This is a genomic window from Candidatus Leptofilum sp., from assembly GCF_965223285.1.
Taxonomy (GTDB): Bacteria; Chloroflexota; Anaerolineae; order Promineifilales; family Promineifilaceae; genus Leptofilum.
In genome coordinates this window covers 3,645,178-3,669,812 of the sequence record NZ_OZ244997.1, presented here as the reverse complement: position 1 = coordinate 3,669,812, position 24,635 = coordinate 3,645,178, and the positions used below count along the sequence as shown (strand labels likewise).

At 48.6% G+C, this 24,635-nt stretch carries 20 protein-coding genes, 3 tRNA genes and 1 pseudogene; 7 read left to right on the top strand and 17 right to left on the bottom strand.

What is annotated here, in order from left to right; genetic code table 11:
* Window positions 1–90: 90 nt before the first annotated feature.
* Window positions 91–1,416: a CpaF family protein gene (locus tag ACOQPU_RS16535; RefSeq protein ID WP_420640932.1), complete on the bottom strand. Its 1,326-nt coding sequence runs from the start codon at window positions 1,414–1,416 to the stop codon at window positions 91–93.
* Window positions 1,417–1,715: 299 nt separating this feature from the next.
* Between ACOQPU_RS16535 and ACOQPU_RS16530 the strand changes: the two genes are divergently transcribed.
* From ACOQPU_RS16530 to ACOQPU_RS16510, 5 genes are all read left to right on the top strand, one after another.
* Window positions 1,716–1,788: transfer RNA gene (locus ACOQPU_RS16530), tRNA-Phe, on the top strand.
* Between the two features lie 104 nt (window positions 1,789–1,892).
* Window positions 1,893–1,964 (top strand) — tRNA-Gly (locus tag ACOQPU_RS16525).
* Between the two features lie 144 nt (window positions 1,965–2,108).
* A tRNA-Cys gene (locus ACOQPU_RS16520) sits at window positions 2,109–2,179 on the top strand.
* A 67-nt stretch (window positions 2,180–2,246) separates the two neighbouring features.
* A complete protein-coding gene (locus ACOQPU_RS16515) occupies window positions 2,247–3,989 on the top strand; it encodes a M3 family oligoendopeptidase (protein ID WP_420640931.1) in 1,743 nt (580 codons plus the stop codon).
* Window positions 3,990–4,042: 53 nt separating this feature from the next.
* Window positions 4,043–4,708, top strand: coding sequence for a metal-dependent transcriptional regulator (locus ACOQPU_RS16510; protein WP_420640930.1), 666 nt, complete (start codon window positions 4,043–4,045; stop codon window positions 4,706–4,708).
* Between the two features lie 5 nt (window positions 4,709–4,713).
* Here ACOQPU_RS16510 and ACOQPU_RS16505 read toward each other — a convergent pair whose 3' ends face one another.
* From ACOQPU_RS16505 to ACOQPU_RS16480, 6 genes are all read right to left on the bottom strand, one after another.
* Complete coding sequence (locus tag ACOQPU_RS16505; RefSeq protein ID WP_420640929.1) at window positions 4,714–5,418, bottom strand: NUDIX hydrolase; 705 nt, start codon at window positions 5,416–5,418, stop codon at window positions 4,714–4,716.
* Window positions 5,419–5,502: 84 nt separating this feature from the next.
* Complete coding sequence (gene cpaB, locus ACOQPU_RS16500; protein ID WP_420640928.1) at window positions 5,503–6,717, bottom strand: Flp pilus assembly protein CpaB; 1,215 nt, start codon at window positions 6,715–6,717, stop codon at window positions 5,503–5,505.
* A 49-nt stretch (window positions 6,718–6,766) separates the two neighbouring features.
* Window positions 6,767–7,960, bottom strand: coding sequence for an SAF domain-containing protein (locus ACOQPU_RS16495; RefSeq protein ID WP_420640927.1), 1,194 nt, complete (start codon window positions 7,958–7,960; stop codon window positions 6,767–6,769).
* A 471-nt stretch (window positions 7,961–8,431) separates the two neighbouring features.
* Entirely contained in the window at window positions 8,432–8,848 is a 417-nt protein-coding gene (locus ACOQPU_RS16490; protein ID WP_420640926.1) for a hypothetical protein, read from the bottom strand.
* Window positions 8,849–8,887: 39 nt separating this feature from the next.
* Entirely contained in the window at window positions 8,888–10,174 is a 1,287-nt protein-coding gene (locus ACOQPU_RS16485; protein WP_420640925.1) for a M24 family metallopeptidase, read from the bottom strand.
* 2 nt (window positions 10,175–10,176) lie between these two features.
* Complete coding sequence (locus tag ACOQPU_RS16480; RefSeq protein WP_420640924.1) at window positions 10,177–10,854, bottom strand: LysM peptidoglycan-binding domain-containing protein; 678 nt, start codon at window positions 10,852–10,854, stop codon at window positions 10,177–10,179.
* Window positions 10,855–11,055: 201 nt separating this feature from the next.
* On the opposite strand from ACOQPU_RS16480, the gene ACOQPU_RS16475 reads away from it, so the two are divergent.
* Complete coding sequence (locus tag ACOQPU_RS16475; protein ID WP_420640923.1) at window positions 11,056–12,210, top strand: deoxyguanosinetriphosphate triphosphohydrolase; 1,155 nt, start codon at window positions 11,056–11,058, stop codon at window positions 12,208–12,210.
* 1 nt (window position 12,211) lies between these two features.
* On the top strand, window positions 12,212–13,474 hold the full coding sequence (locus tag ACOQPU_RS16470; RefSeq protein ID WP_420640922.1) for a hypothetical protein: 1,263 nt from the start codon (window positions 12,212–12,214) through the stop codon (window positions 13,472–13,474).
* Window positions 13,475–13,528: 54 nt separating this feature from the next.
* Here the strand turns inward: ACOQPU_RS16470 and ACOQPU_RS16465 are convergent, their stop codons facing one another.
* The 10 genes and pseudogenes from ACOQPU_RS16465 to abc-f form a co-directional block, all read right to left on the bottom strand.
* Window positions 13,529–14,431, bottom strand: a complete 903-nt coding sequence (locus ACOQPU_RS16465; protein ID WP_420640921.1) for a hypothetical protein — start codon at window positions 14,429–14,431, stop codon at window positions 13,529–13,531.
* Window positions 14,428–16,812, bottom strand: a complete 2,385-nt coding sequence (locus tag ACOQPU_RS16460; RefSeq protein ID WP_420640920.1) for an ATP-binding protein — start codon at window positions 16,810–16,812, stop codon at window positions 14,428–14,430. The genes ACOQPU_RS16465 and ACOQPU_RS16460 overlap by 4 nt, the downstream gene beginning before the upstream one ends.
* Window positions 16,813–16,825: 13 nt before the next feature.
* Complete coding sequence (locus ACOQPU_RS16455; RefSeq protein ID WP_420640919.1) at window positions 16,826–18,094, bottom strand: DNA cytosine methyltransferase; 1,269 nt, start codon at window positions 18,092–18,094, stop codon at window positions 16,826–16,828.
* A 112-nt stretch (window positions 18,095–18,206) separates the two neighbouring features.
* Window positions 18,207–18,869 (bottom strand): IS630 family transposase, encoded by a 663-nt coding sequence (locus ACOQPU_RS16450; protein WP_420645803.1) that lies wholly within the window; start codon window positions 18,867–18,869, stop codon window positions 18,207–18,209.
* Window positions 18,870–18,880: 11 nt separating this feature from the next.
* Window positions 18,881–19,333, bottom strand: a complete 453-nt coding sequence (locus tag ACOQPU_RS16445; RefSeq protein ID WP_420640814.1) for a helix-turn-helix domain-containing protein — start codon at window positions 19,331–19,333, stop codon at window positions 18,881–18,883.
* 375 nt (window positions 19,334–19,708) lie between these two features.
* Window positions 19,709–20,166 (bottom strand): annotated as a pseudogene (locus ACOQPU_RS16440) (type II toxin-antitoxin system VapC family toxin).
* On the bottom strand, window positions 20,163–20,306 hold the full coding sequence (locus ACOQPU_RS16435) for a hypothetical protein (RefSeq protein ID WP_420640918.1): 144 nt from the start codon (window positions 20,304–20,306) through the stop codon (window positions 20,163–20,165). The pseudogene ACOQPU_RS16440 and the gene ACOQPU_RS16435 overlap by 4 nt, the downstream one beginning before the upstream one ends.
* 333 nt (window positions 20,307–20,639) lie before the next feature.
* The gene (locus tag ACOQPU_RS16430; protein ID WP_420640917.1) at window positions 20,640–21,041 is read right to left on the bottom strand and encodes a tetratricopeptide repeat protein; all 402 of its coding nucleotides are present in this window, start codon (window positions 21,039–21,041) and stop codon (window positions 20,640–20,642) included.
* A gap of 158 nt (window positions 21,042–21,199) precedes the next feature.
* Window positions 21,200–22,468 (bottom strand): dephospho-CoA kinase, encoded by a 1,269-nt coding sequence (gene coaE, locus ACOQPU_RS16425; RefSeq protein ID WP_420640916.1) that lies wholly within the window; start codon window positions 22,466–22,468, stop codon window positions 21,200–21,202.
* On the bottom strand, window positions 22,461–24,494 hold the full coding sequence (gene abc-f / locus ACOQPU_RS16420; protein WP_420640915.1) for a ribosomal protection-like ABC-F family protein: 2,034 nt from the start codon (window positions 24,492–24,494) through the stop codon (window positions 22,461–22,463). The genes coaE and abc-f overlap by 8 nt, the downstream gene beginning before the upstream one ends.
* Window positions 24,495–24,635: the final 141 nt, after the last annotated feature.

The following is a 24,635-nucleotide window of genomic DNA, read 5'->3' as shown; positions in this document are numbered from 1 at the left end:
GCTGAAGCCCTCAGCTAGATTAGGGAGCTTTCAGGGTTGAAAATTAGCCCCTTAGAGGCTTTGACAACTAGCCAAGGCCGTTTCGAAGATTTACCGCAGGCGGCGACTGAGCGAACCGTTGCGGCTACCCATAAACATGCTGGCTGGCAATTTAAAGCCAAAGTTACGCAGACGTTGCTCGCAGTTGGGGCGCACACCGCCTGGCTTGAAATCACCAATTAGCTCACCATCTCCACCACCAGTCTCTTCAAATTTGAAGATGTCTTGCATCACGACTGTCTCGCCTTCCATGCCCGTGATCTCGGTGATGTTGATCACTTTGCGGCTGCCGTCGCGCAGGCGGGCTTGCTGCACAATCAGGTCTACGGCCGAAACGATTTGTTTTCGCACCACCGAAAGCGGTAGATCCATACCGGCCATCAGCACCAATGTTTCCAGACGGCTAATGGTATCGCGCGGATTGTTGGCATGGATGGTTGTAAGGCTGCCATCGTGACCTGTGTTCATCGCTTGCAGCATGTCTAATGCTTCGCCGCCCCGACATTCACCCACGACAATGCGCTCAGGGCGCATCCGCAATGAGTTGATAACGAGATCGCGAATAGATACTTCGCTGTCGCCCGCCTTGGATGGTTTTTTGGTTTCCAGGCGAACCACATGACGCTGGAGCAAACTTAATTCGGCCGCATCTTCAATGGTAACGATGCGATCCCCGTCGGGGATGAAGCTGGATAGCACATTGAGCAAGGTGGTTTTACCAGAGCCCGTGCCGCCAGCCACAACAATGTTGAGCTTGGAGCGTACACACGCTTCTAAAAAGTCGGCCATATCTTGGTTCAGGCTGCCAAAGTTGATTAAATCTTGAATGCCAAATGGGTTGGTGGAGAATTTGCGGATGGTGATATTGGGTCCGTCGATGGCGCAGGGTGACACTACAGCATTCACGCGGGAGCCATCTGGCAAGCGAGCATCTACCAAAGGTGAGTCTACCCCCACATAACGTCCTAGAGGTTCTACGATCTTGCGAATAACGCGCTCCACGTGGGCGTCATCTACAAAGGTAATCCCAGACTCGATGAGCTTCCCTTTCTTCTCAATGTAAACCAGATCGGCCCGGTTTACCATTACTTCGGTGACGTCATTGTCGTTAAGAATTTTGTCCAGCGGGCCAAAGCCCAATATTTCATCTAATAGCTCTTCAAAAAACTGCGTTTCATCAACTGACGCGATGCTAATTTTGGCGTGTTGTCGGGCAAGTTTGTAACGTTCTTGAATGAGTTTGATGGTTTGTGGGCTGCGATCCAGGGAGAGGGTTTTAGGTAGAGAGGCTTCTATTTTTTGCGCCAACCATACACGCGTACTGTCCAGATTGTTTGTTAAGGCATTTTGGTTAGCCCCGTTTTGTTCTGTTCGCATGATACTTCCTTGTGGGTTTAAGAGGCGTAAAAGCCAAAAAGAATTTAGATTTAAAATCGCTTCGCAATTAGCTTTTACTTGAGCAACCCGCAGAGAAATTTCTCTTTAGGTTCAAAACAGTTTCTGTGGGTTGCAATTTTGGTCTTCAAAATCCAAGGGTTATTGTAATGAAAACGGCCGTCTTTCAGCTATAGCCCGTTCTTACCAACGCGGGGAAATACGGCCGTTTTTTGCGGGGATGCTACTTGACAGGCCATGCTGCTTTGGATAGAATTTCCCAGCCTTTTAACAAAGGATTCGCCGGGATAGCTCAGTCGGTAGAGCACTGCACTGAAAATGCAGGTGTCCCCAGTTCGAGCCTGGGTCCTGGCATATTATTTTATTTTGGCTTTCACAATGATTGTTTGGTGAGACTGCCAGAAAAGTTTTGCTTAATGAATCAGCAGTTGGTATAACTGTAGACAGCAATTTTCTTTGCGGGCATAGTTCAGTGGTAGAACGTCTCCTTGCCAAGGAGAAGGCCACGAGTTCGAATCTCGTTGCCCGCTCTTTACAGAAGCAAATGTTACGGGTGGCTATGATAACGATTGCTTCTATTTAACTGTTTCGCCACCTTTCTACAAATCGCCAACTAAGCAGCATTGGTGGAACAGTAACAATCGGCAGGCCGCAAGCCTGCCGGATTTGTTTCCGGCGACGTGGCCAAGTGGTAAGGCAGAGGTCTGCAAAACCTTTATCACCGGTTCGAATCCGGTCGTCGCCTCAATACCCAAAGCCCTTGCCCGCCGGCAGGGGCTTTTTTTTGCCACCAATGATGGAGCATTCCAAATATGATCAGCTTCGATTTACCACAAACTGTAGATGCCATTAACCCAAGAGAATGGGCGACGTTTGCTCCCTATTTTGCAGAATTGGCAGAACGGCCGTTAACCCCTGAAAATTTGCGCCAATGGCTTACGGATTGGTCTGATTTGACGCGCCTTTTGTTTGAAGCGGCCTCGCTTATCTATATTGAGAAATCGCAAGACACCACAGATGAAGAGAAAGAGCAGGCGTTTTTGGACTTGATCAATGATGTTTATCCGCAAGCTCAGGTTGCTATCCAAATGTTGAAAGAGCGGCTGTTGGCTGTGGATCCAGATAGCGACGCCCTGGATGATATGGCATTAGTGCTGCGCAACATGCAAAATGAAGCGTCACTGTTCCGGAAGGAAAACATTCCGCTATTTACCGAGGCTGCCAAGCTGGAAAATGAGTATGAGAAAGTAACCGGGGCACTCAAGGCAACCTGGGATGGTGAAGAAAAAAATCTGAGTCAGCTTGGCTTCTTTTTGAACGACAAGGAGCGCGTTGTGCGCCAAAAGGCGTGGCAAACCATTGCCGATCTGTGGTTAAGTGAGCGGGAAACCTTGAATAGCATCTATGGTGAACTGCTTGCACTACGGCAGCAGATGGCTAAAAATGCTGATTTACCAGATTATCGCACTTACGCTTTCCGAGCGATGGGAAGGTTCGACTACACGCCAGAGGATTGTTTGACATTTCATGAGGCGATTGAAACGGCCGTTGTTCCCGCAGTTCGCCGAATATTAGCACGCAAAAAGGAGCGACTTGGGTATGATGTTCTGCGCCCTTGGGATTGGGTGCCAGAAAGAGGCACCCTCGTTGATGATTCGGATGGGGAACCGTTACGGCCGTATCAGGGACAAGAGGCACTCATCCAGCACTCGCTCAACATCTTCAACCAACTCGATCCACAACTGGGCCATCACTTTGCCTCCATGGCAGAAGATGGTTTGCTCGATTTGGATACCCGTGCGGGCAAAGCGTTAGGTGGCTATTGTAGCTCGCTGCCGCTGAGAATGCGGCCGTTTATCTTTATGAACGGCGTCGGCAGCCATGATGATGTGCAAACCATGCTGCACGAAGCTGGGCACGCCTTCCATGTGTTTGAGACGGCAGACCTCCCCCTTATTTGGCAAACCGACCCGCCCATGGAATTTTGCGAAGTTGCTTCTATGTCTATGGAGCTGTTAGCTGCACCCTACCTTACAAACCAAAGCGGCGGATTTTACACTTCACCACAAGCAGCCCGCGCTCGTATAGATCACCTCGAAAACAGCCTTGCCTTCTTGCCGTACATGGCCGTTGTTGATGCGTTCCAGCATTGGGTTTATACCCATCCCCAACAAGCAGCAAATGCCAGCCGCTGCGACGAGGTTTGGGAAGAGCTTTACGAACGGTTTATTCCGGGCATTGATTGGGACGGAAAGAAAGCTGCCAAAAAAACGGGGTGGCATCGCAAACCGCATATCTTTACCTCACCCTTCTACTACATTGAATATGGAATGGCTCAGGTTGGAGCTTTACAAGTTTGGCGCAATAGCTTAGATAATCCGGGACAAGCCCTTGAGTCTTACCGTCGGGCACTCGCTTATGGTGGTACTAAAACCTTGCCAGAGCTATTTGCCAGTGCCGGTGCAGAATTCCGGTTTGATACAGAAATGCTTACACAACTTGTTTCGCTTATTGAGGACACAACGGCCGAATTAAGAAAGTCCATCCTGAGTTAAAATGTTTTTGCACCAATTGGCGGTTCAGCCAGGATCGAGATAATATCAATTAGATGACCAACGATAATTTTCAGCCCAGCGTGGCCATGCGCGAATACCTTGCCGAAATTTATCGGCTGCAAGAAGATTCTCCCACCGTAAGTACCACTAGCTTGGCGGAGCGTCTTCAGGTGTCAGCACCAGCCGTGCCCCGCATGTTAAAGCGGTTGCGCAATGCGGGTTATGTAAAGCACAAGCCGTATCAAGGCATTGAGCTAACGCCGCGCGGGCGCGAAGAAGCACTGCGAGAACTACGCCGCCACCGCATCTTGGAAGTTTTTCTGGTAAATGTGATGGGGTTCACTTGGGATGAAGCCCACGAACATGCTGATGATATGGGCAAAGGGCTCAACAACACCATCACCGAACGGATGGCAGAAATGACCAATAATCCAAGCCGCTGCCCCCACGGTGAGCCAATTCCAGATTTAGAAGGCAACCTGCCAGAAATAAAAGATGTGTGCATTATGAATTTGGGTGTGGGTCATGTAGGCATTATTAGCCGCGTCCGCACACATGATCCAGAGCGACTGAAATATTTCAAATCTTTGGGATTGGTGCCAGGGGCGGATTTTGAAATTATGGGGCGTGCGCCGTTTAATGGGCCAATGCGCTTGCGCGTGGGGCGGGATGATGTGGTACTCGGCGTAGAGCTAACCAAGTCCCTCTGGGTAGAATGAATTATTCAAGGAAATAGGCGGCGCGTTTTGACCTCAGCAACGGCGTCTTTTCGGTATCGGTAAAGCATTGCTGGCCGACCTTCACTCTCTTTCTTCTTTTCACCGGTTTCTTCCAAAATTTCTGCTGACAAAATCTTGCGACGAAAGTTGCGCTTGTCTAGTGCTTCTCCCAAAATGATCTCATACGCTTTTTGCAACTCAGACAGCGTAAACACATCAGGCAATAGCTCAAAACCAACTGAGCTGTACTCCAGCTTGTAGCGCAAGCGCGTGTGGGCATACTCAACTATCTCTGCATGGTCAAAGGCCAGTGAAGGCAGTTGCGAGATAGCAAACCAGCTGGTTTCGCTGGCGTCATGCCCTGCCTTGTGGTGGATGGCATCATGCGGTACCAGGGCGAAATAGGCAACGGTAATCACGCGCGTGCGCGGGTCACGTTCTGGATTACCGAACGTGTATAGTTGCTCTGTGTACACATCTTCCACACCCGTCTCATCTGCTAAAGCACGAACGGCCGCTTCTTCCAGTGATTCATCTATTCGCACAAAGGAACCGGGAATGGCCCACATATTGGCAAATGGTGGTGCCTGCCGCTTGATCAGCAATACTTTCAGCTTGTTTTTGACGAGTGAAAAGATAACCACATCAACGGTGACAGACGGCCGTTCAAACTGGTTTGGGTCGTAATTTTCCGGCAAATGTACAGACAAAATGCCTCCAAGTAGATAATTTGACGTAAATAAAAAGTCTCCAGCCAGAAGCTAGAGACTTTGGGTAAGCTAGACAATCTTTGACTACTCGTCTGGATTATTTGGATTTTCTGACTCTAAGACCGGCAAATTTACATCTTCCATAGAAGGATGCAGGTCAAAATTAGATTGCTCTGGAATGGCCAAGCCACCCTGATCGATAATCTGTGGCAGGCTAACGCTCGTCGTCACGAATACCGTTTGATCGCCAGGGGAGCGCAGGGCCAAGTTGATGTCTACACCACGAATCATGGCCCAGTTCAATGCCAAGGCATCCTGCGAAGACATGCTAAGAATGACCACATCTGGCTGGTCTTCTAACCTGGAGGGAATGGGGGTAGGTGTTGGTGGTACATTGCCATCTTCCCCAGGTTGCGCCGCCGCACGGGCAGCAATTTGTTCTTGCTCTAAAATGCGAGGGTCTTCCCAGGTGCCTACGTACAGCACTTCCGCTTGTTGAATTGTTAGCTGTGTAACGCGCTTGGGAATGGGCAGCCCAGGTGTGAAATCTTGTCCATCCTGGCCAATATCACTGGGGTAAATGGCCGCTACTTGGTTGATCTCAGGAATGAATTCGAGACGGCCGTCTTTCACCTCGGGGAATAAGAAAGGCTGACCGTTTAGTAGAGCGGAGTTGATGATACGGGCCACGTTATTGGGCAATATCGTGCCAAACTGCGGATCGATGTCTACAACCCGCATGGTCATCATCAAATCAACCAGATCGCCCGGTCGCATGGCCAATGCTGCCCCGTTGAATCGATCTACGGGGAACGCTACAGCAACCTCCCCAAATGGTACATATAATGCCAGGTCAGAACCAAATGAAGCAATATCTGTTGGGTTAAGTGCCAGCATGGGGCTTAAAAAGGATTGTCCACGCGCTACATCTACTTTGGTAATACGGCCGATTAACTGATTTGTGTCTGTAAATGTGTAACCACCCTGCAAAGCAATATTGGTGCGAGGCCAACGCTGAACTTCCAGCAGCTCATCCGTAATCATAGTGCCAACGGGGATATTTACCCGAGCCACAACCACATTTTCCAACCCTGGTGTCGCTGTTGGCGGTGGCTGCAATGGCTCTTCTGCACCATTGTCACCATTGTCTGTGGTGCCGTTATCGGCTGGGGTGTCACTATCGCCACCACCCAAAAAGCCAGACAGTGGACCAATACCACTATTACCTAGCAGCAAAAGCGCAACGGCCGCTACTAAAATCAATACCAAAATCAGGAGAATGAACGTTCTGAGACGCATAACAGGGTCCTTGTTAAGTTAGCCTTAGCCTTGAAACTGACAGCCCACATTATTCAGGCACAGATCCTTCTTCAGGTGGTGGGGTTGGTGTTACCTGTCGGATAGCTGATTCTTCAACTGAGTGTCCTAGATTCGGCGGAATTTCTATATTGAACCGATCGATTAGGAAATCCAGAGTCATGTTTTCCACACTGTATAGTTGGCCATCGTTTACACCCCGCAGGGCAAAGTAAACTTGCGCATTCACCTCTACGGCATACCGTAGCAGAAGCTGTTGCTGCGGCTGCAAGGCAACCACCATCACATCCGGGGGCAGAGGCGTTGCGGTTGGTGCCAAAGCGGGTGGCGGCGTGGGCGTGGGTTCCCCTTCCTCTGCAGGTTCTGGAGTAGGTGTCGGAATGAGATCGGCTGGATTGCCAGGTAGACGATATTGTCCTACCTGAACAACGCGCGCATTTTGAATGATCATTGATACCGGCACAGGGCGCGGAGATTCATCTTCTTCATTAGGGAAGATGTGGGCCAGGTCGCCCGTGGGTAATTCTTCAAAACGGCCGATTGGCTCGACGGGGAAGAGTACAAACCCGGCTGTCGTTGTTAGCACGTCACCTGCGCCAATGGCTTCAATGGCCTCAATTTGCTCTTCCAAATAAAAGGCGGCGTTATTGGGCAAATATGTTTGGAATTCCTCGTCGATTTGCCGGAAGAAGAAGGTGACCATAATGTCAACGTAATCACCTTCACTGATACCGTAACCAACACTGGTCAGCCGATTCATGGGGACAGATTGGGCGACATAGCCCGGCGGAATAAGAGAGCTGGGTCCGTAAGATTCCAAACCAACGTCGGTAATATCATCAACTAAAGAGTCGAAAGTCAGCGTCTCACCCTGATAAATGTCGGTTCGAGCGAACAGGCTGACCGCCTCATCAATGCTGGTAATAACATTGTTGCCCACTGTGCCCACTGGGCGCATATCCAGAGCCAGAATATCTTCTGTCATTTGATGCCCGCGGGGGACGGTTTGTAGGGAGACGACAACTTCTACAAGCGGGGGTACTGTTTCGACTGGATCACCGCTATCCACGCCGTCTGGGGCTGGTGCACCATCTGTGCCATCCGTTACCGTACCGGGGTCGGTGTCGGCTGGTTGATTTTGCTGCAGAATAAAAACCACACCTACAATTGACAGCAATACGATGCCAAATACGAAAATGAGAATCAAGATAGTTCGACGGCTCATAAGATCGTCCCTTCTTTAAGGAGTCATCCACAAATAAAGTATCGGAATGGGCGGATGACCTTTAAGTAAGTAGCCACATTTTTTAGGGAAGTCATTGTTGGCCGCTTACTAAGCATGTGTTTCGGGGTTAGCGGGTATCTTGGGTCGTGTGTCATACTGGAGCAAGCTACTGACTCAAACGATATTGCTATGTCGTGTCGGCTTCAGTTTTGTTGGGTATTGAATACCGGAACCTTCTTTGCAATTGAGGACACTGCCGTAGCTCAGTTTGTTTGTCTATTAAATACCTATACAAATAACAATATGTAAACCTCTCAACGAGGCGTATGTTATCATATGTAAAGTTGAATAGCAAGTGTCGGCCCCTTGAGAAGGGGTGTTATATAGTACAAATGGGGGAGTTTTTGGGAAGCTGCGCTGTGTTTTTAGGGAATATTGTTCAGGTGGCAGTTTTCTCGGGGGCTCCAGACGTTATTGGGTTGGTTGGGGCGCGTCTACGAGCAGTTGCCACCACGCTTGCCAGGGGCGGGCGTTTTGGATGGGGTCTGGGGTGGCAGTGGGTACGGCCGTTGGCAAGGGTGTGGCTTCAATGACAAGCGGCACCACCCGTTTTTCACCCGGCAAAACATAACCCGCTTCATCACGGGCGTAGGCAGCAACGTAATCATCGCTTTGCACATATTCCAATGTTACCTGGAGCGAAACCTGGCGGGTTGCTTCAGTATCCACCTGGAGTTGTAGATCGCTTTCACCCACGCCAACAAGCTGCCCTGCCTGAGCGCGTCGGTTTAAATCGACAGCCACAAAGACGGCCGCACCAACCAGCAGCAGGATAAGAATTTGGGGGAGTGTGAGCAACGGCCGTTGCCGCCAGAGGTCTTTGTACATGAGCTACATCTTAACATAAATATTTTGGCTGACAAGAACCTAAATTGGAATTACCAAATTTTGCCAGTCGCGTGGATAGTAAGTTAGAAAATCAACGCCATCGTTGGTAATGACCACCGTATCGGAGTGGCGGAAGCCACCCATTTCTGGCACATAAAGCCCCGGTTCTACAGTAAATACCATCCCTTCTTGCAGTACCGTGTGGTCGCCTGTGTCTAAAAAGGGGCCTTCATGGTAACGTAGCCCAATAGCGTGGCCGGTGTGGTGCTTCCAGTAGGGCATCAGGTCATGTTTTTCGTAGTAGCTGCGTACGGCCGTATCCACCGCGCTGCAACGCTCTCCGGGCTTCATTGCTGCAAAGGCCACCTCTTGCGCCACCTTCATATGATTGAAGAAGATTTGCTGCTCTGTGGAAGGTTCACCCACAAACATCGTGCGCTCCAGCTCAGAGTTGTAGCCCCACATGGGGCAGCCTGCGCCAGTTACCAGCACATCACCCGGTTGAAAGGTGATATTGTTGGCCAGCGCATGGGGTATGGCGGCGTTGCGACCAATCTGCCCCCGGTAGCCAGCAAATGGCCCGCTGAGCCACATGCTTTGCGCCCGGTAAAGCGGACCGATAGTGTCCATCATGGCCAGCGTGGCTTCCTGGCTGGCGCGGAGGCTAACGGCCGTTTCTGTAGCGTGAACGGCCGTATACCGTTGCAACAACACATGCGCCAGATGGCCCCATTTACAGCTTTCCTTTATGAGTTCGATTTCGGCAGGGCTTTTAATCGCCTGCATTTTGTGGAGATGGCTTTGAACATTGTGCACCGTCATGCCCGTGAGCTGGCTGAGTGACACGCCCTCGTAGCCAAAAATCCAGGGGTAGCCATCCATATCAGCCCCAATTTGGCTGCTGCTGGCAATGGGAAACTGTTTAGGTGCTTCCTGATGCGGCCGTATCACGATCTCTTCTGGCCGGGTGGGGGCATGTAAAAATTGGGGGTTCACATTTTCCTTAATGAGACCCATATCCATCAGCAAATCCTGAAAGATAGCCATCGGGTGCGGATCACCGGGATATTCCAAATAATGTGCCACGCGATCCAGATCAGCTTCAGCCTGAGCGTGTTCCACTTCCAGGCGAGGTACGAGCATGGCTTTTTTACCCTCAGCACTGAGTACAAAGGCGATAGGGCGTTCGGTGGGAATGAAGGCAAATCCTGTGAAGTAGAGGATGTTTGTGCTGTCGAAGAGAACCACGCCCGTGAGCCGATTTTGGCGAATGTACGCTAGAAGCTGCTGGGAACGGCCGTTAAATTCAGATTTGTTCAGGCGCATAGTTATGGCACACAGATGATGTCGGCAATTTTGATGGTGTAGTTAGCGTCCAAGCTATTAATCGACTGCAAGTTTTCCGGCGTAGTATTGTACCGCTGGCTGATGTTGAAGGCCGTATCCCCTTCGCCCACGGCATACGGCCGTCCACGGCCGTTGCAATATTGGGGATTGCCAACCGGAATGTTGATGGTTGTACCAGGAACCAAGTTTGCCTGGGAGATGCCTTTATCGGCCATGAGGGCAATGGAGGTAACAAACGCCCGCGATAGGCTGTAGAGCGTATCTCCTTGCTGCACCGTGTAGCTTTGATAGATGATTTTCTCGACGGCAGGGGGGGCAGGTACGTTTGTTGGCGGTACGTTGGTGGGAGGAACGGCCGTTGGTTCTGGCGTGGCGGTGGCCGTTTCTATCTGCGGGTCAGCGGGGGCTACTTCGTCTGTACGCGGACTTTCTGGATTGGTTTCTGGTGCAGTAACAATGTTCGGGCGTGTATTGGGATCAACTTGCAGCGCAATGGGTTGCCCGCCAACGTTGACCACAAAGTTGCTCTCGATGGTTGGCGCGACAGTGTCGGCAGCCTCCCGATTTTGCACAACGTTGATGGCTAAAAACACACCTGCGGCCAGAATGATCGCGATGGCAATCATCATTAACACGATGGATGAGCGGACGTTTGGCATACGGTTTCCCCTTTGCTGCTCCAGACCTGTTCATGTGGCTGTGCAGACCATTAGCTATTGAGACGGCCGTCTGGAATTATGTTACACTTACCATAAAATTATAGCAAGTAGGGGCGATGCAGTTGGGAATAATCTTTGCTCGGCAAACCGAAATGTCTTCCAACTGCATCGCCCGCACATAAGATGTTGGAGGTTCCCCCCATGATCTACAAGCGCAAGAAGTTAGAAGAGATCGAACAGATGGCCCTGGCTCCGTATGGGCTAAAAAGCGCAGATAGCCGTGGGCGCGTTTATCTTGAAGCCGAATCCGCTTCGCGGCCTGCGTTTGAGCGCGATCGGGATCGCATCATCCACACCACTGCTTTCCGTCGGTTGGAGTACAAAACGCAGGTCTTTGTTTATTACGAAGGCGATCATTACCGGACGCGCCTCACGCACACGCTGGAAGTGGCGCAGCTAGGTCGTTCATTAGCGCGGGGCCTGGGCTGCAACGAAGAGCTAACCGAAGCTATCTGCCTGGCCCATGATTTAGGGCATCCTCCCTTTGGTCACGCCGGGGAATACGCCCTAAATCGACTGATGGCGGAGCATGGCGGCTTCAACCACAATACACAAAGCTACCGCATCGTTACTAAGCTGGAAGAGCGGTATCCCAACTTTCCTGGCCTCAATCTGACTTACGAAACGCGTGAGGGGATGATCAAGCACGAAACCGATTACGACAAGAGTGACGCCGAAGGATACGAGCCAGGCAAACGCGCCTCGCTGGAAGCGCAGATTTCTAATTTGGCAGATGAAATTGCTTACAATGCCCACGATCTGGATGATGGCTTGCGGGCGGGTATGTTTGAGATGGCTGCGTTGGATAAGCTAACCTTGTGGCAAGAGTTGAAGGATGTTGTGGGGTGGCAGTCGGAACGGCCATTGCCCAATATCACCCGCCACGAAATTATCCGTGAACTCATCGGCCAATCCGTAATGAACGTGTTGACACAAACCAGCAAAAATTTGGAAGAAAACCAGATCGATTCGGTAGAAAAAGTGCAAACCCATCCTGAAAATCTGGTTGGCTACTCGCCCGAATTCAAAACCAAAGTGCGCCAGCTCAAGAAGTTCCTGCTAGATAGTATGTACCATCATTATCGACTCATCCGCATGCAAACGAAGGCCGAGCGATTCATCTCGGAACTGTTCCAGGCGTATGCCCAGGAACCAAACATGCTGCCTACGGACACGAAGAAGAAGCTGGATGAGGCCCCGCTCCACCGCGTCATCACCGACTACATCGCCGGGATGACCGACCGATATGCCCTGGACGAATGGGAAAAATTGTACGACCCGTACCGCCGTGCCTAAGATGCGTCGCCTTTTTCTCTGGCTCAAACTCCTGCTACTGACAATCATTTGTCTGTTCTTTTTGGCGCGTGAGTGGCCCCCGTTTGGCGACGAATACACACAAATTTTGCAGCTCGTCGGGCTGCGCCAGTTTGATTTTGTGAGCTGGGAGCTAAATGCCTTTGCCGCCAAGGCGGAGGGCGTTTTGGCTAACAATGATGCCTTTTTGGATGAAGCCAGCCGTAAACAGACAGTTCTCGATTTTATGGCACTCGTTCAAGAAGTGCAGCAGCTTGATGGCCAAATCAGCCAGATTTATACGGACCCGAATGTGGCTAATCCGGTGGCGGCAACGGCCGTTCTCCAAGCACAGTTCACCCAAAAACGAGACGAACTCGCCGCCCTCCAACCCGTCGCCGAGGCGATTGTGCAAGACCAGGTGGGGCATATTTTGGTTGAGGAGGGGTTTGGCGTGCTGGGGCAGGCATGGCCGCCCGTCATGATGCAGATGACCCCGCTGCCGTCGTTGCTCATCGTCTCCCCGCGTGACCGGATCGAGCGAATTTATGGCGTGTCGCTGATTCCCGGTTTGTCTACGGCGGAGAAGGATGCGTTGGAAACGGCCGTCTTCGAACAGCTCAACCTCTCTGCCCTGGTGGTGCCGCTGGGTGGCCTGGGCACCTACCCTGCCATGATCATGGAAACCAGCAATCTCAACTGGTTTATGGAAGTGACCGCCCACGAATGGGCCCACCATTGGATGACCTTCTTCCCCGTGGGGCTAAACTATGGCGACCCCCAGGTGCGCATCATCAACGAAACAATTGCCTCCATCTTTGACCAGGAAATTGGCAGCCGCGTCATTGAGCAATATTATCCCGAATTTGTGCCGCCACCCCCGCCGCCAGAAGCACCAGAAGCTGCACCCGCCGACCCGCCCGCCTTCGATTTCGGTGCCGAACTGGCCACCACCCGCATCCGCGCCGAGGAGTTAATGGCCGCATGTGACATCGAAGGGGCAGAGGCGTATATGGAGGCACAACGGCTGGTTTTTCTACAAAATGGGTTTGGGATTCGCAAACTGAACCAGGCTTACTTTGCGTTTTATGGCGCGTATGCGGCCGTTCCCGGCGCAACCGGCAGCGACCCCACCGGCCCCATGCTCCGCGACATCCACGCCAACACCCACACCCCCCGCGCCTTCATGGAAGCCGTCGCCCCTATTGCCACCTTTTCCGATTTAGAAGAAATCTGGGATGAGTTTGCAGTAGTAGAAAGCCAATAGACCCCACTTGACCATGGTATCTATTTGATGATTACTAAATTTTGGATTAGATAACTACGTCTCTTTGATTTGATCAATAAGGATTGAAAAAGTGGTCTTATACTTTAAAATGGTTTGCCTAAGCCCTTGGCTAACTTTATCGTCAAAATAGTATTCTTTGCCCTTATAACGGAATAGATACCCTCCATTTTCATGAGGTTCAGGTTTACCATGAGCTAGGAAATTCCGAGGACGCAATACCTCTTGAACATAATTTCCTGATTGCTTCTTTTTCTTTAGTTTTTTATGAATTTTCCGTAAGCGATTGAAATTTTGCCAACGTTTGTCACTATCACAAAGGGCTAACATCCCCCCTGTATTTGGCTCCTCGATAAAAGCATTTAAAGCTTTAGCATAACCTTCGCTTTGCCTAACTGCATTCTCGTGAAATCTTTGGAATATTGATGAGCGTTCTTCCTCAGATAAACTTTCTGTTCCAAGCATGATTATCTCATCTAGTAAAAGATCCAACTCACCAACTTCGGCCATTACAATACCCCGCACATTCTCAAGATCAAGAATTTTGCGAACAGACTGGAGGCCTACCGCTTCAATTTTGGACAAAACATTTATTCTGGATGAAACAAATATCCCTTCGAGTTCTTTTGTCCGAATTGCTTCCCATAAATCGCTCGTATTGCCAGCGGTATAGAAAATTATTTCAGTATAAATTGCGTTTCCTCTAATATTTGCAATGAATTCCTGACCATCTTTATAGCCCTCTAAATTACGGTCTACGACAATTAAGTCATATGATGTAAAAGGTGAGCGGTTGCTAAAATCTTCAGGAGTTGTAACTTTTTCAATTTTTGGCCAGAACCCCCAAGATGATATTTCTCTTTCTAAAGGTTCAAGATCTAAAGAGTCAAAATATTCCTCATCATCATCGAACCAAAGTACTGAAAAAACAAGCCTCATTTTGTAACCTCTATTCTAAATTCCATCCCTTTAGGCTCAAGTGGTATGGCTGTAATTTTTCCATCGATCTTTTCAATAATATTTTTGACGTGATAAAGACCCAATCCTGAACCAGACGTTGTGGTAACACCTAGTTCAAACATTGAGTCAGCATTTGGTAGTTCATCTGACAACCCATTTCCATCATCAATGAAAGAAATTTGCAATCTGTTCATTGACAATTTAGAAATTGTTACAGTTAGCCTAGTTGATCGAGCTTTATGAGCATTGCTTATAATATTGTCTATTAAAATGGATATCTCAACTCTGCTGACTTTTATCTCAAATAACTCTTGAACGGTGTTAACGACCTCAAGTTTCAGACCCGTAGCATTGAAATCCGTGGCTACTCTTAATAAATACTGTTCAATGTAAGCAGGAATATCTGTAAGCTCTTTCTTTATGCCCGAACGAAAATCTGCTTTAGTAGCGTACTGAGCCACAGCAGCTATTCGTTTATTTATCAAAGATGCTTTCTGTAAATTATCTAAAATTTTTCTCGTATTGGGAGTGTCGCGAAGAAGCTTAACAGCTTTGGCTAAATAATTATCAACCTTATGCGAGTCAAGGTTAATTTGATGATGATACGATAACAATTGCTTAACGTTCAGCGATGAGATTTGTTCATAAAAGAATGTTTGAGCGCGATAAGTTTCTGTTTCAGCTTCCAACTTCGAAATTTTCTTATCTTGTTTTGCGACTTTTGCCCGCTGTTTTGCAACTTCTACCCGCAAATCTGCGGCATCTGCTTTCGCAGTTTTCACTTCCTCTTCTTTTTCAGTAATTATCCTCCTGATTTTTGAGAGGTTTCTAGTTAAACTGGAGTCGATTTTATTGGGTTCAAAACCTTCAACATCATCTAACAATTTCTTCACTTCTTCTTGACGACTTTCGTATACTCCTTCTAACAGGGACGGATTAAACCAAAATCTAATGATGCGATCTGGCACTGAACCAATCAGCGTCATAATGGACAAAGCTATTCGCTGTTGTTTGCGCTCCCAAGACTCTACGTAATGCTCCTGCGTATTATCCCAATCAAGTCCTTCGTTTTTACGTACCACTTGACGCAATGAATCTGGAATACTGTCCCAATTTAAGCCTTCAACAACAAATTTTTCTAACTTTCGCAATACATCGAAGAAAAGCTCCTCACGTAGTTGGTTAAAAGATGCAGTTTTTTTAAGCCCTTCACGACTTGAGATGGGTTTAAATTCTGCTTCGCTCCCACTTATTTCTATTCGCCCAACAACATCTCGACTACTTAGGTATCTTGTAGTACCTTGAGTCTTTCGAACGTCTAACCCTAGCCAATCGTCACCTCTATCACCATAAGGCGCAATACGAAATCCGTTTAAAAACAGGAAAATAGAACCAAAATCAACTGAACGAACCCCAGTTTGGCGTTTGAAATAGGCTTTTTTGTATGGATTAAGGTAATAAATGACGATGTGGGCACCTGGGAGTAGTTTATATCCCTCATTATGTTCTACAAGGTCAAAAACCTTTTCACCTTCATGATACAGGGTTGTTGACACAGTATCATTGTCGTCAGAGATTTTGGCATCAATATATGTAGAATTGAATTTTAACTTGTCAAAAATCTGGTTTTGAATTTCTACATTAATGCGCTCAGGATAGCTTTTGTTTTTATCAGCTGTTTCAAGATCTGGAACTGAAAGATTGATCTTAAATTTATTTCGTAAGAAAAGTTGATTTGGGTTTAGAAATTTCTCCAAAGAAGTTTTTAATTCTTTAAGCCGATCACGATCCCATACACTTCTAAGTCTCGAAATTACTAAAACAGTCCCATGGTCAGGAAATTGTTGAACACCCGCTATTTTAACGGCTTCAGCATTCTCAATTGCACGAACCGTTAAATCAATTTCCTGAATTGTTAAATCTTTTTTCCCTTCAACTTCAAATTCAGGCCATTGAATTTGTAGATGGAGCAAATCTTCGCCTTCTTGTCGTGTCAGGAGATCAAGTTGTTCCCCTAATCTATCGCAGGAAAATCTGCCAATCCCTTTATTTCCAGCTAAATAGGCTCCTTCTTTTTTATCCTCTAGTATTTTTTCAGAGTAAGCAATGTTAAGCCACTTATCTTCAATATCCGATAGATTCATTCCAGATCCCTCATCCACAATAAGTATTTCGGATAATTCGGTCGATTTTCCTTTTGACGAAAAATGAGTGAATCTTACCAAGACATTGTCTGAATTTGCGTCATAACTGTTTTTTACAAGCTCAACAATGGCTATATTATCGTCATTGATTAAGTCTTTCCCGATGAGGTTTTTTAGAAGTGTATTTGTTTTGAAATGAAGAGTTTTTTTGTTCATGAATTACCTCTTTTTAGGAGGCTAACTCCCTCAATATTTGCCCAATTGCCTCAGCAAATAATGGGGGCACAGCATTGCCAACTTGTGTATAACGGGGGCAGTCACTCTTTCGGTTGGTTCCCCCAGTCGTGTAGTTCCCTCTAAACTCAAACCAATCGGGAAATGTTTGCAACCTGGCATTTTCTCGTACTGTTAGAATTCTAGGTTCTGAATAATGTAAAATATCATCAGGGAGAGTAGTTACTGTTGCTGAGGGTAAATTTTCATTAAGCGGCGTAATTGCACGTTTATTAATGCCTAAACGTTCTCGGTCTTCCTTGCTTATTGTTTTTCCTAAAGTGCAGGAATCCATAATACTTTGAAACTGCTCAATCGTCTTTTGTTTGTGCCTCGGTAGGCGAATGCTATTGGGAGAAGCACCAAAACCTTTACGCATTAATTGGATAAAAGGGGAGCTAAAACTATCAGAATTATATTCGATTTGCTTGAATCCTTTTACAGGTGAATCATCACTTTCAACTAATTTTTTGGCTTGTACTTCTAAGTCACCAATGGCATCTTTTACAGATACAGGCAAGCTAGTAGCTAGTCCTTTTGATAATAAGAATTTCTCTCTATTTGCTTCTAAAATTTCGAATGGAGTTTTTCCATTTAGTTTTGTTAGTACAGGATCATCATTTTTTACAGCAACAAGAATGAAGCGTTTTCTAATCTGTGGCACACCATAATCACTAAAAGCTACTATTTTTGAAAAAGTTTGATAACCTATTTGTTCTAGCTGTTCGATTACAATATCTGAATATGGGACACGTTTATGTTTTTCATCCCCATTTTTCTTGAATGCTAGCGTGAACCCCTGAACATTTTCGATTAATAGGATTCTCGGCTCTAAAAAACCAACAATTTTTATATATTCTTCAATAAGCAAATTACGAGGGTCAGTTTGTGTTCGCTCACCAGCTAATGAGAACCCTTGGCATGGTGGCCCTCCAGCTAGAAGGGTAAGCTTGCCTTTTAGGCCCCTTAATTTTTCTTCAAACTGAGTAACAAAGGCAGATACATCTATTGGCTTAGGATCAAACCATTCAGGCCAATCAAAAAAATCATTTTCTGATGAAATTAAATTTGCATTTAGTGTTTCAAATGCAAAAGGGTGTTTTTCTACAGCAAATACACCTTGCCATCCGGCATTGATTAATCCCAAGGACAATCCACCGCAACCCGCAAATACATCAGAGAATGTTAGTTTTTTTTGTGGTGATTCCTGAATGTTTTTATTCATTTCTAAAAATATTTACTTGTTATTGTATCGCCACATTTTAGTGGAAGTAATAAGCAATTACACTAAGTGCTTTGTAAACAAAGTATATTTAGAAATATAAGGCGTTAACAAATTACTGAACGTTAACAATTGGATAAAGTCGCTTCAGTTTAATGCGAGCATCAGTGCAAGTAAATTGCCAATCAACACCCACTTGGCGTTTATTGCGTTGTGTTTCCCAAGCTGCTACTTGGTTGCGAACTTCGTCAATATCCACCTTCCGTCGCTTCAATGCCTGACGACGTAAAACAGATAATTCACATTCAGCAATATTGAGCCAACTGCCATGCTCTGGTGTGTAATGCCATTCAAGTTTGTCCGCAATCCGGCGTGCTTCTGCTGGTTCATACCGTTCATATAAAGAAGCGATATGGTGAATGTTCAAGTTATCCACAACCAAGACAATCGTCTCTGCATCAGGATAAACCTCGTCGACTAATGATTTCAACACCTGTGCAAATTCAATCTTGCGGCGTTGTGGATAAATCCATGTTTTGCGAAATCCGGCTAATGGTTCGACGGCCAGAAAAAGGGAACACTTCCCATGTCGTTGGTACTCATAGTCTTCTCGAACGGGTTGTCCTGGTTGCAGCGGAATTTCACCTCTTGGTGTTGACCGCAACGCTTTTTGAATTTCATCCAGGCAAACCATCGGCCGTTTCGGGTCGTAGGGTCGTTCATAAACGGAGAGGACATCTTCCATTTTGGCGACAAAGCGTGCCCCAGGTTTGGGCAGACACCACGATTTTACTTGCCAAGGCTTGAGTTCATTTTTTTTAGCTTATTTCCTATGGCGGTGTGACTAATCTCATCAACCACCTCTAGTTTTACCAGCCCATCAGCCAATAATCTCAGTGTCCACCGGTCATACCCCTCTGGTGGTTCGCTGCATGTCAAGGCAATCAGTTGTGCTTCTACATCTCCAGTCATTTTTGTCACCGGCCGCCCTGATCGTGGTTGGTCGTACAACGCTCTGTCCACACCACTTTCAAAGTAACGTCGTTTGATTTGGCTGACAGTAACATTGGATAGCATGGTTGCTTCTGCGACTTGAGCCAAGGTTCTCTTCTCCCCTTCGCTGCGGTTGAGTAGAAGCAACACCCTTGCCCGACTGATCACCCTTGCTTTGTGTTCACCCGACTTTATCAATTGTTCAAGTTCAGTTTTTTCATTTTGTGGAAGTTTTATATGTTTTGCCATTCCACAAGTTTATTCGATAACTATGTTTACTAACAAATTTGCTTTACAGAGCACTAAGGTAGTAACATTTCCGAAGTTAATTATTCTCAGCTAATTATTTTGCATTCGATGCTGGAAAAAACTTATGTCGTTCTTGTTAGGTAACACCCTGATTTAACGAAAAACACGAGCTTATCCAGTATAAAATGGTTCATTGTATATTACAAGGACTTATAAGAGCATATCAGTCACACTCACACTGAACGAATGACGAAACGATTTGCTCAAGGTAGCTACTCCCGGTCAAACTCGCGGAGGAGGTTGGCGTCGGGCCAGTTTTCGTCGGAGGGATCGGCCTGGGTGAGGTAGGTTTCCATATCGGCAAGGGCTTGGGGGCTACGCTGCTTCAACTATTTGCCGAGGATGGACAACCGTGATTTCTGGAATGCTGGCAAAATCACCTGGGTTCAAGGTGAGAATGTGATTGATGGAGGCAACTTTCATCATGGCTACGATTCGAGCGTCGTGGGTGCGCTTGCCTGAAATTTTCTGTGTGGCAACGATTTCTAGCCATGTTGGAAATAGTTGAGGCACTTCCTCGGCCAGCGGAAAACGCTGCAGCAACTGTTCAATAACGTTTCGCGTGTAGGTTGTAGACCAACCCAATCCGTTCACATCTGTAGGGCGCGTAGCCACGACCCACATTTCGATCAAAACTTGTGGAACTAAAATGCAGTCATCCCCCGTTGCTAAAATTGCAGCGACCGCACCGCATTCGTAACCAACTCATGCTGGGCATCTGATGGGTTGCTAAACCGCAGAATGATGTTGGTGTCTAGTAAGTAAGTGGTCACGATTCGTAAATGGTGCCGCGATCAAAGGCTTCATCTGGTAAGGTTTGCCCTGTTTTATTTAAGCCAGAAACCCACTCTAGAAAATCTTCGGCGCGCTCTTTGGGCGTTGCGTTTTGCCAAAAAGGGGCGGTCTTTAGCATATTCTTGGTTTGAGTTTTGAGTGAGGAGATATAGTCAGCAATTTTTGATAGCTGATTTTCGCTTAATAGGTCGATCTGTTTTTTGACTGTTTCACGCGATATCACAATGACACCTCAAGAAATTATTCACTAGATAATCTAATTGCAGTATAAATTGTTTTGCTGTGCAATTCAACGTTACGCTTTCGACCGTGAACAATAATGCAAATGCTTTAAGTTATCGATTAACAAAGCATATGACGTTAATTTAACCACCTGCTACGTATAATACAGGGCTTGTGGCTAAATGGTAAACGGAGGAGCCGACGGAAACTTTTATGTGGGGGGCTATTCCTAGTCAATGTCACGTAGCAGACGGACGATGCGGTTGGCGTCGGGCCAGTTTTCGTCGGTGGAGTCGGCCCGGGTAAGGTATGCTTCCATATCGGCGAGGGCTTGGGGGTAACGGCCGTTTTCCATCCACATCATTCCCCGGTTGAACAACGCCAGGTGGTAAGTGGGGTCTTCATCCAGCAAGGCGTCAAAATCGGCAATCGCCTCATCAAAGCGGCCCAGCTCCCGCCCTAGCAAAATGCCCCGATGCAGCCGCGCCGCTCGGAACGTCGGGTCTACTTCGTAGGCGCGGCTGAAGTAATGAATGGCTCGTTCAAATTCCCGCGCCATGCTGTTTTGAATACCAAAATAGCGATGCAGCCCACCCCACGTATATAAAAACCACGCCCAAACAAATCGCATTACGCGTTGCTCCAAGGCTGTAGGCTTGCCCACTCTGCATTTTTGACGCAAAGATGCAAAGCGGGAAAGGAGCAAAGAAAGACCTTTGCTTCTTTTGAAACTTTGCGCCTTTGCGTTAATTTCTGATCTACTCTCAAAGCCAACTTGGCATTCATCGCTTACCCCGCCCGCGTATCGCGCAGGAGGCGCACTAAGTAATCAGTCCCCTCCGGCTGCGACTCTTCAATCGCCAACTGCCAGCCCCTCGCCATTTCGTCAAACGGCATGGGCGCATAATGCTCTGCTGCAAATAGTTCCCGGATGGTGGCGGGTGCATCTTCCGGCAAAAAAGCGACAATGATTTGCCCCATATGGGACGTTGCCGAAATTTCAATATCTTCCAACACGGCCTTGCCTGTTTGCGCCGCCATCTCTGGCGGATGAATGTAAAATTCGTCGATGCGCGCCACCTGACTGTCGATGTTGTAGCCAATGACGGCACTGATTTCTGCCCCTACCTGCCCAATAAAGTAGCCTCGTTCGCTCAACGCCATCAGCAGTTCCGCCCGCTTCAGCTTCACCTTGCCATCCGTTGCTTTTTGGATCAGCAGCAAGATGGAGGGAATGTCAGACGGCCGTGCGCGGCGCACCTGTAAATCATCGGGGCGGTCGCTGGGTTCCAGGCGTGGCGGCGGAGCCTCGCTGGCCGATTTTTGCGGCGTTGCCTTCGGTGAGGCCGCTTTGGGAGAATTCAGTCTACCCGTAAGCGGCTTGGCCGGTGCCGATTCATCCGGCAGCGGCAAGCGATCCATTGACGTGGCCGTGGCTGGGTCGGGTAGCCGCACCCAAGCAATTTTGAACTGCGCTTCGGTATCTTTCATCAGCCCGTTGGTGTCGATGAGCACGTCGGATTGGGCCACTTTTTCTTCTTGTGGTGCCTGGCTTTTGATACGCACGGCCGCAACCTCTGTTTCCATACCGCGACAAACGCGCAGCCGCTCTAGCTGCCGCTGCGGGCTGCATCGCGTTACCCAAATTTGGTGGCAAATGTCGCGCAAATTGCCTTCCAGCAGCTTAATCGCTTCCAAAAAAATGACCGATTGCTCGCTGGCCAAAATCTGGGCATCCACCTCTTTACCCACGGCCGGATGCACCATCGCCTCTAAATCTTGCAGGGCGGCGGGGTCGTTGAACACAACGTCACTGAGCTTTTTGCGGTCGATACGGCCGTCTGCCAGCCGCACGTCTGAACCAAACGCCACCGCAATCGCTGCCTGCATCGTGGTATCGGTATCCATCAGCGTATGCACAATTTTGTCGGCATCAATGGTGAGTGCGCCGTGATAATGGGCTAGCTTCATCACGGCCGATTTGCCCGTGGCGATGTTGCCCGTCAGCCCCACGATTACTTTTCCGGCGTAGGTGGTTGGTTCAGCGTTGTCACTCATGCAATGTCTCCCATTGTTCCAGCAATGATTCCAATTTGGCCTCGGCAGCGGTGTATGCTTCGCTTAGCGTTTGTATCTTAGCAAAAGATTCGTTCGTTGTCGCTTCTTGCAGCGCGTCCCCAATTTTGGCAATTTCGGCTTCAGCGGCTTCGATGGCGCGTTCAATATCTGCCAACGCCTCTGCCTGACGACGCAGTTCGTTTTTGCTGATCTGGCTACCGTTGTTGCGGCTGCGGTCTGCTTTTTCCGCTTCACGCGCCTGGGCGGCTGCTTCTTTGACAGCCTCAGCCTCCTGCTCGCGGATGGCTAGATAATTTTGGTAACCACCTGCGTAGACGCGCAAACAGCCGTCTGCCAATGCCCAAACCTGCGTGGCCAATGCGTTTACCAAATATCGGTCGTGCGACACCATCAAAATCGTGCCGTTGAACTGCTCCAAAGCCTCTTGCAATGCTTCTTGAGAGGGGATGTCCAGATGATTCGTCGGCTCATCCAGCAGCAAGAAGTTGGCACCCTGCAACGCTAAAATCGCCAGGGCCAGTCGACCCCGCTCGCCGCCGCTGAGCATACTCACCTTTTTGTACACATCATCTTCGCGGAACAAAAAGCGCGCCAAATAGTTCCGCGCCTCGCTAATGGGCAAGTTGCGGAAGTTGAGCAGCTCGTCCAGCACCGTGTTGTCCAAATTAAGGCTGTCATGCGCCTGGGCAAAGTAGCCGATTTGCAAGCTAGCCCCCAAAATCACCTCGCCGCGCAGCGGCTCCAGCCGCTCGAGCGCGGTTTTGAGGAAGGTGGTTTTGCCCGTACCGTTGGGGCCAATCAGCGCGGCACACTCCAGCCGCCGCAGCTCAATATCTTCAGATTCAAACAGCTTCGTTCCGGGGTAGCCGATGGTCAGCTCTTTGGTACGCAAAACCAGCTCGCCGCTGCGCTGTTCGCTATCCAAATTAAGGCGGAGGGTAGACGGCCGTATCGGTGGCCTGAGTTCCCCAATTTGCTGTTGCAGTTCGCCGACGGTGGTGGCCACACGGCCGTAACGAGTGATGCCGTAATGAGCATCCGTTTGAAGCCAGCCCTTGCTGTTGAGCATGGCTAATGCTGGGAGGCCGCCGATGTGAACGGCCGTCACCTCCCGCGCCAGCCGACTCAACTTCCCCTGCGCCATCTGCGTCCGCTGCCCAGCAATATTCCGCCGGATGAAATCCATCTCTTTTTCAATGTGCTGCTGAAAATCCTTATACGCCTGGATTTGCTGCTGCCATCGCTCCTGCCGCTGTTGCACATAGGCCGAATAGTTGCCGCGATAATGCTGCAGACCATTGCGGTTCATCTCCCAAATGTTACTCACCACGCGGTCCAAAAAGTAGCGGTCGTGGCTCACCACCAAAATCGCGCCGTCCCACGTTTTTAGCATCCCTTCCAGCCATTCGACAGCCGCTATGTCCAGATGGTTAGTCGGCTCATCCATGATGAGCAAATCCGGCTTTTCTAGCAACAGCCGCCCCAGCAAAACGCGCGTTTTTTGGCCGCCGCTCAGATGCGGCAGCGGCATTTGCCAATCTGCCTCGGCAAAGCCCAGCCCCGTTAGCACCTGCCGGATACGAATCTGATAGTCGTAACCACCCGCCAGTTCAAACCGCTCCTGTAGTTGGCTGTAGCTGGCCAGCAACGCTTCAGAATGGTCGCCAGCGGCCATTCGCTGCTCCATTTGGCGCAGCGTCGCTTCATCCTCACGCAGGGTGTTGAAGACGGTGAGCATTTCTTCAAAAACGCTATTTTCTTGTCCGGCAAAGGCTTGAGCAGCCTCTTGCGGCAAGTAGCCCAAGCGCGTTCCACGCGCAATTTGCACGCTGCCTGCGCTAGGTTGGCTCAACCCCGCCAAGATGAGCAGCAGCGTGGTTTTGCCCACCCCATTGGGGCCAACCAGCCCCACCTTGCCGCCGTCGGGAATGCTGCCGTTGACGCCAGTAAAGACGTCAAACGCGCCAAACACCTGACCAATGTTGTGTGCCGTCAAAAGTGCCATAGCGTGCGATTATACCGAACGCAGATGTGTATGAGTAGGGAGAGGATAATTGATGTAAAATACGGTTGTGTCTTAATTGGAAGCGTTTTCTTTCCAACTAATTAGAAGTGTTCATAAAACAGAGCGACTTGATTGACTAGT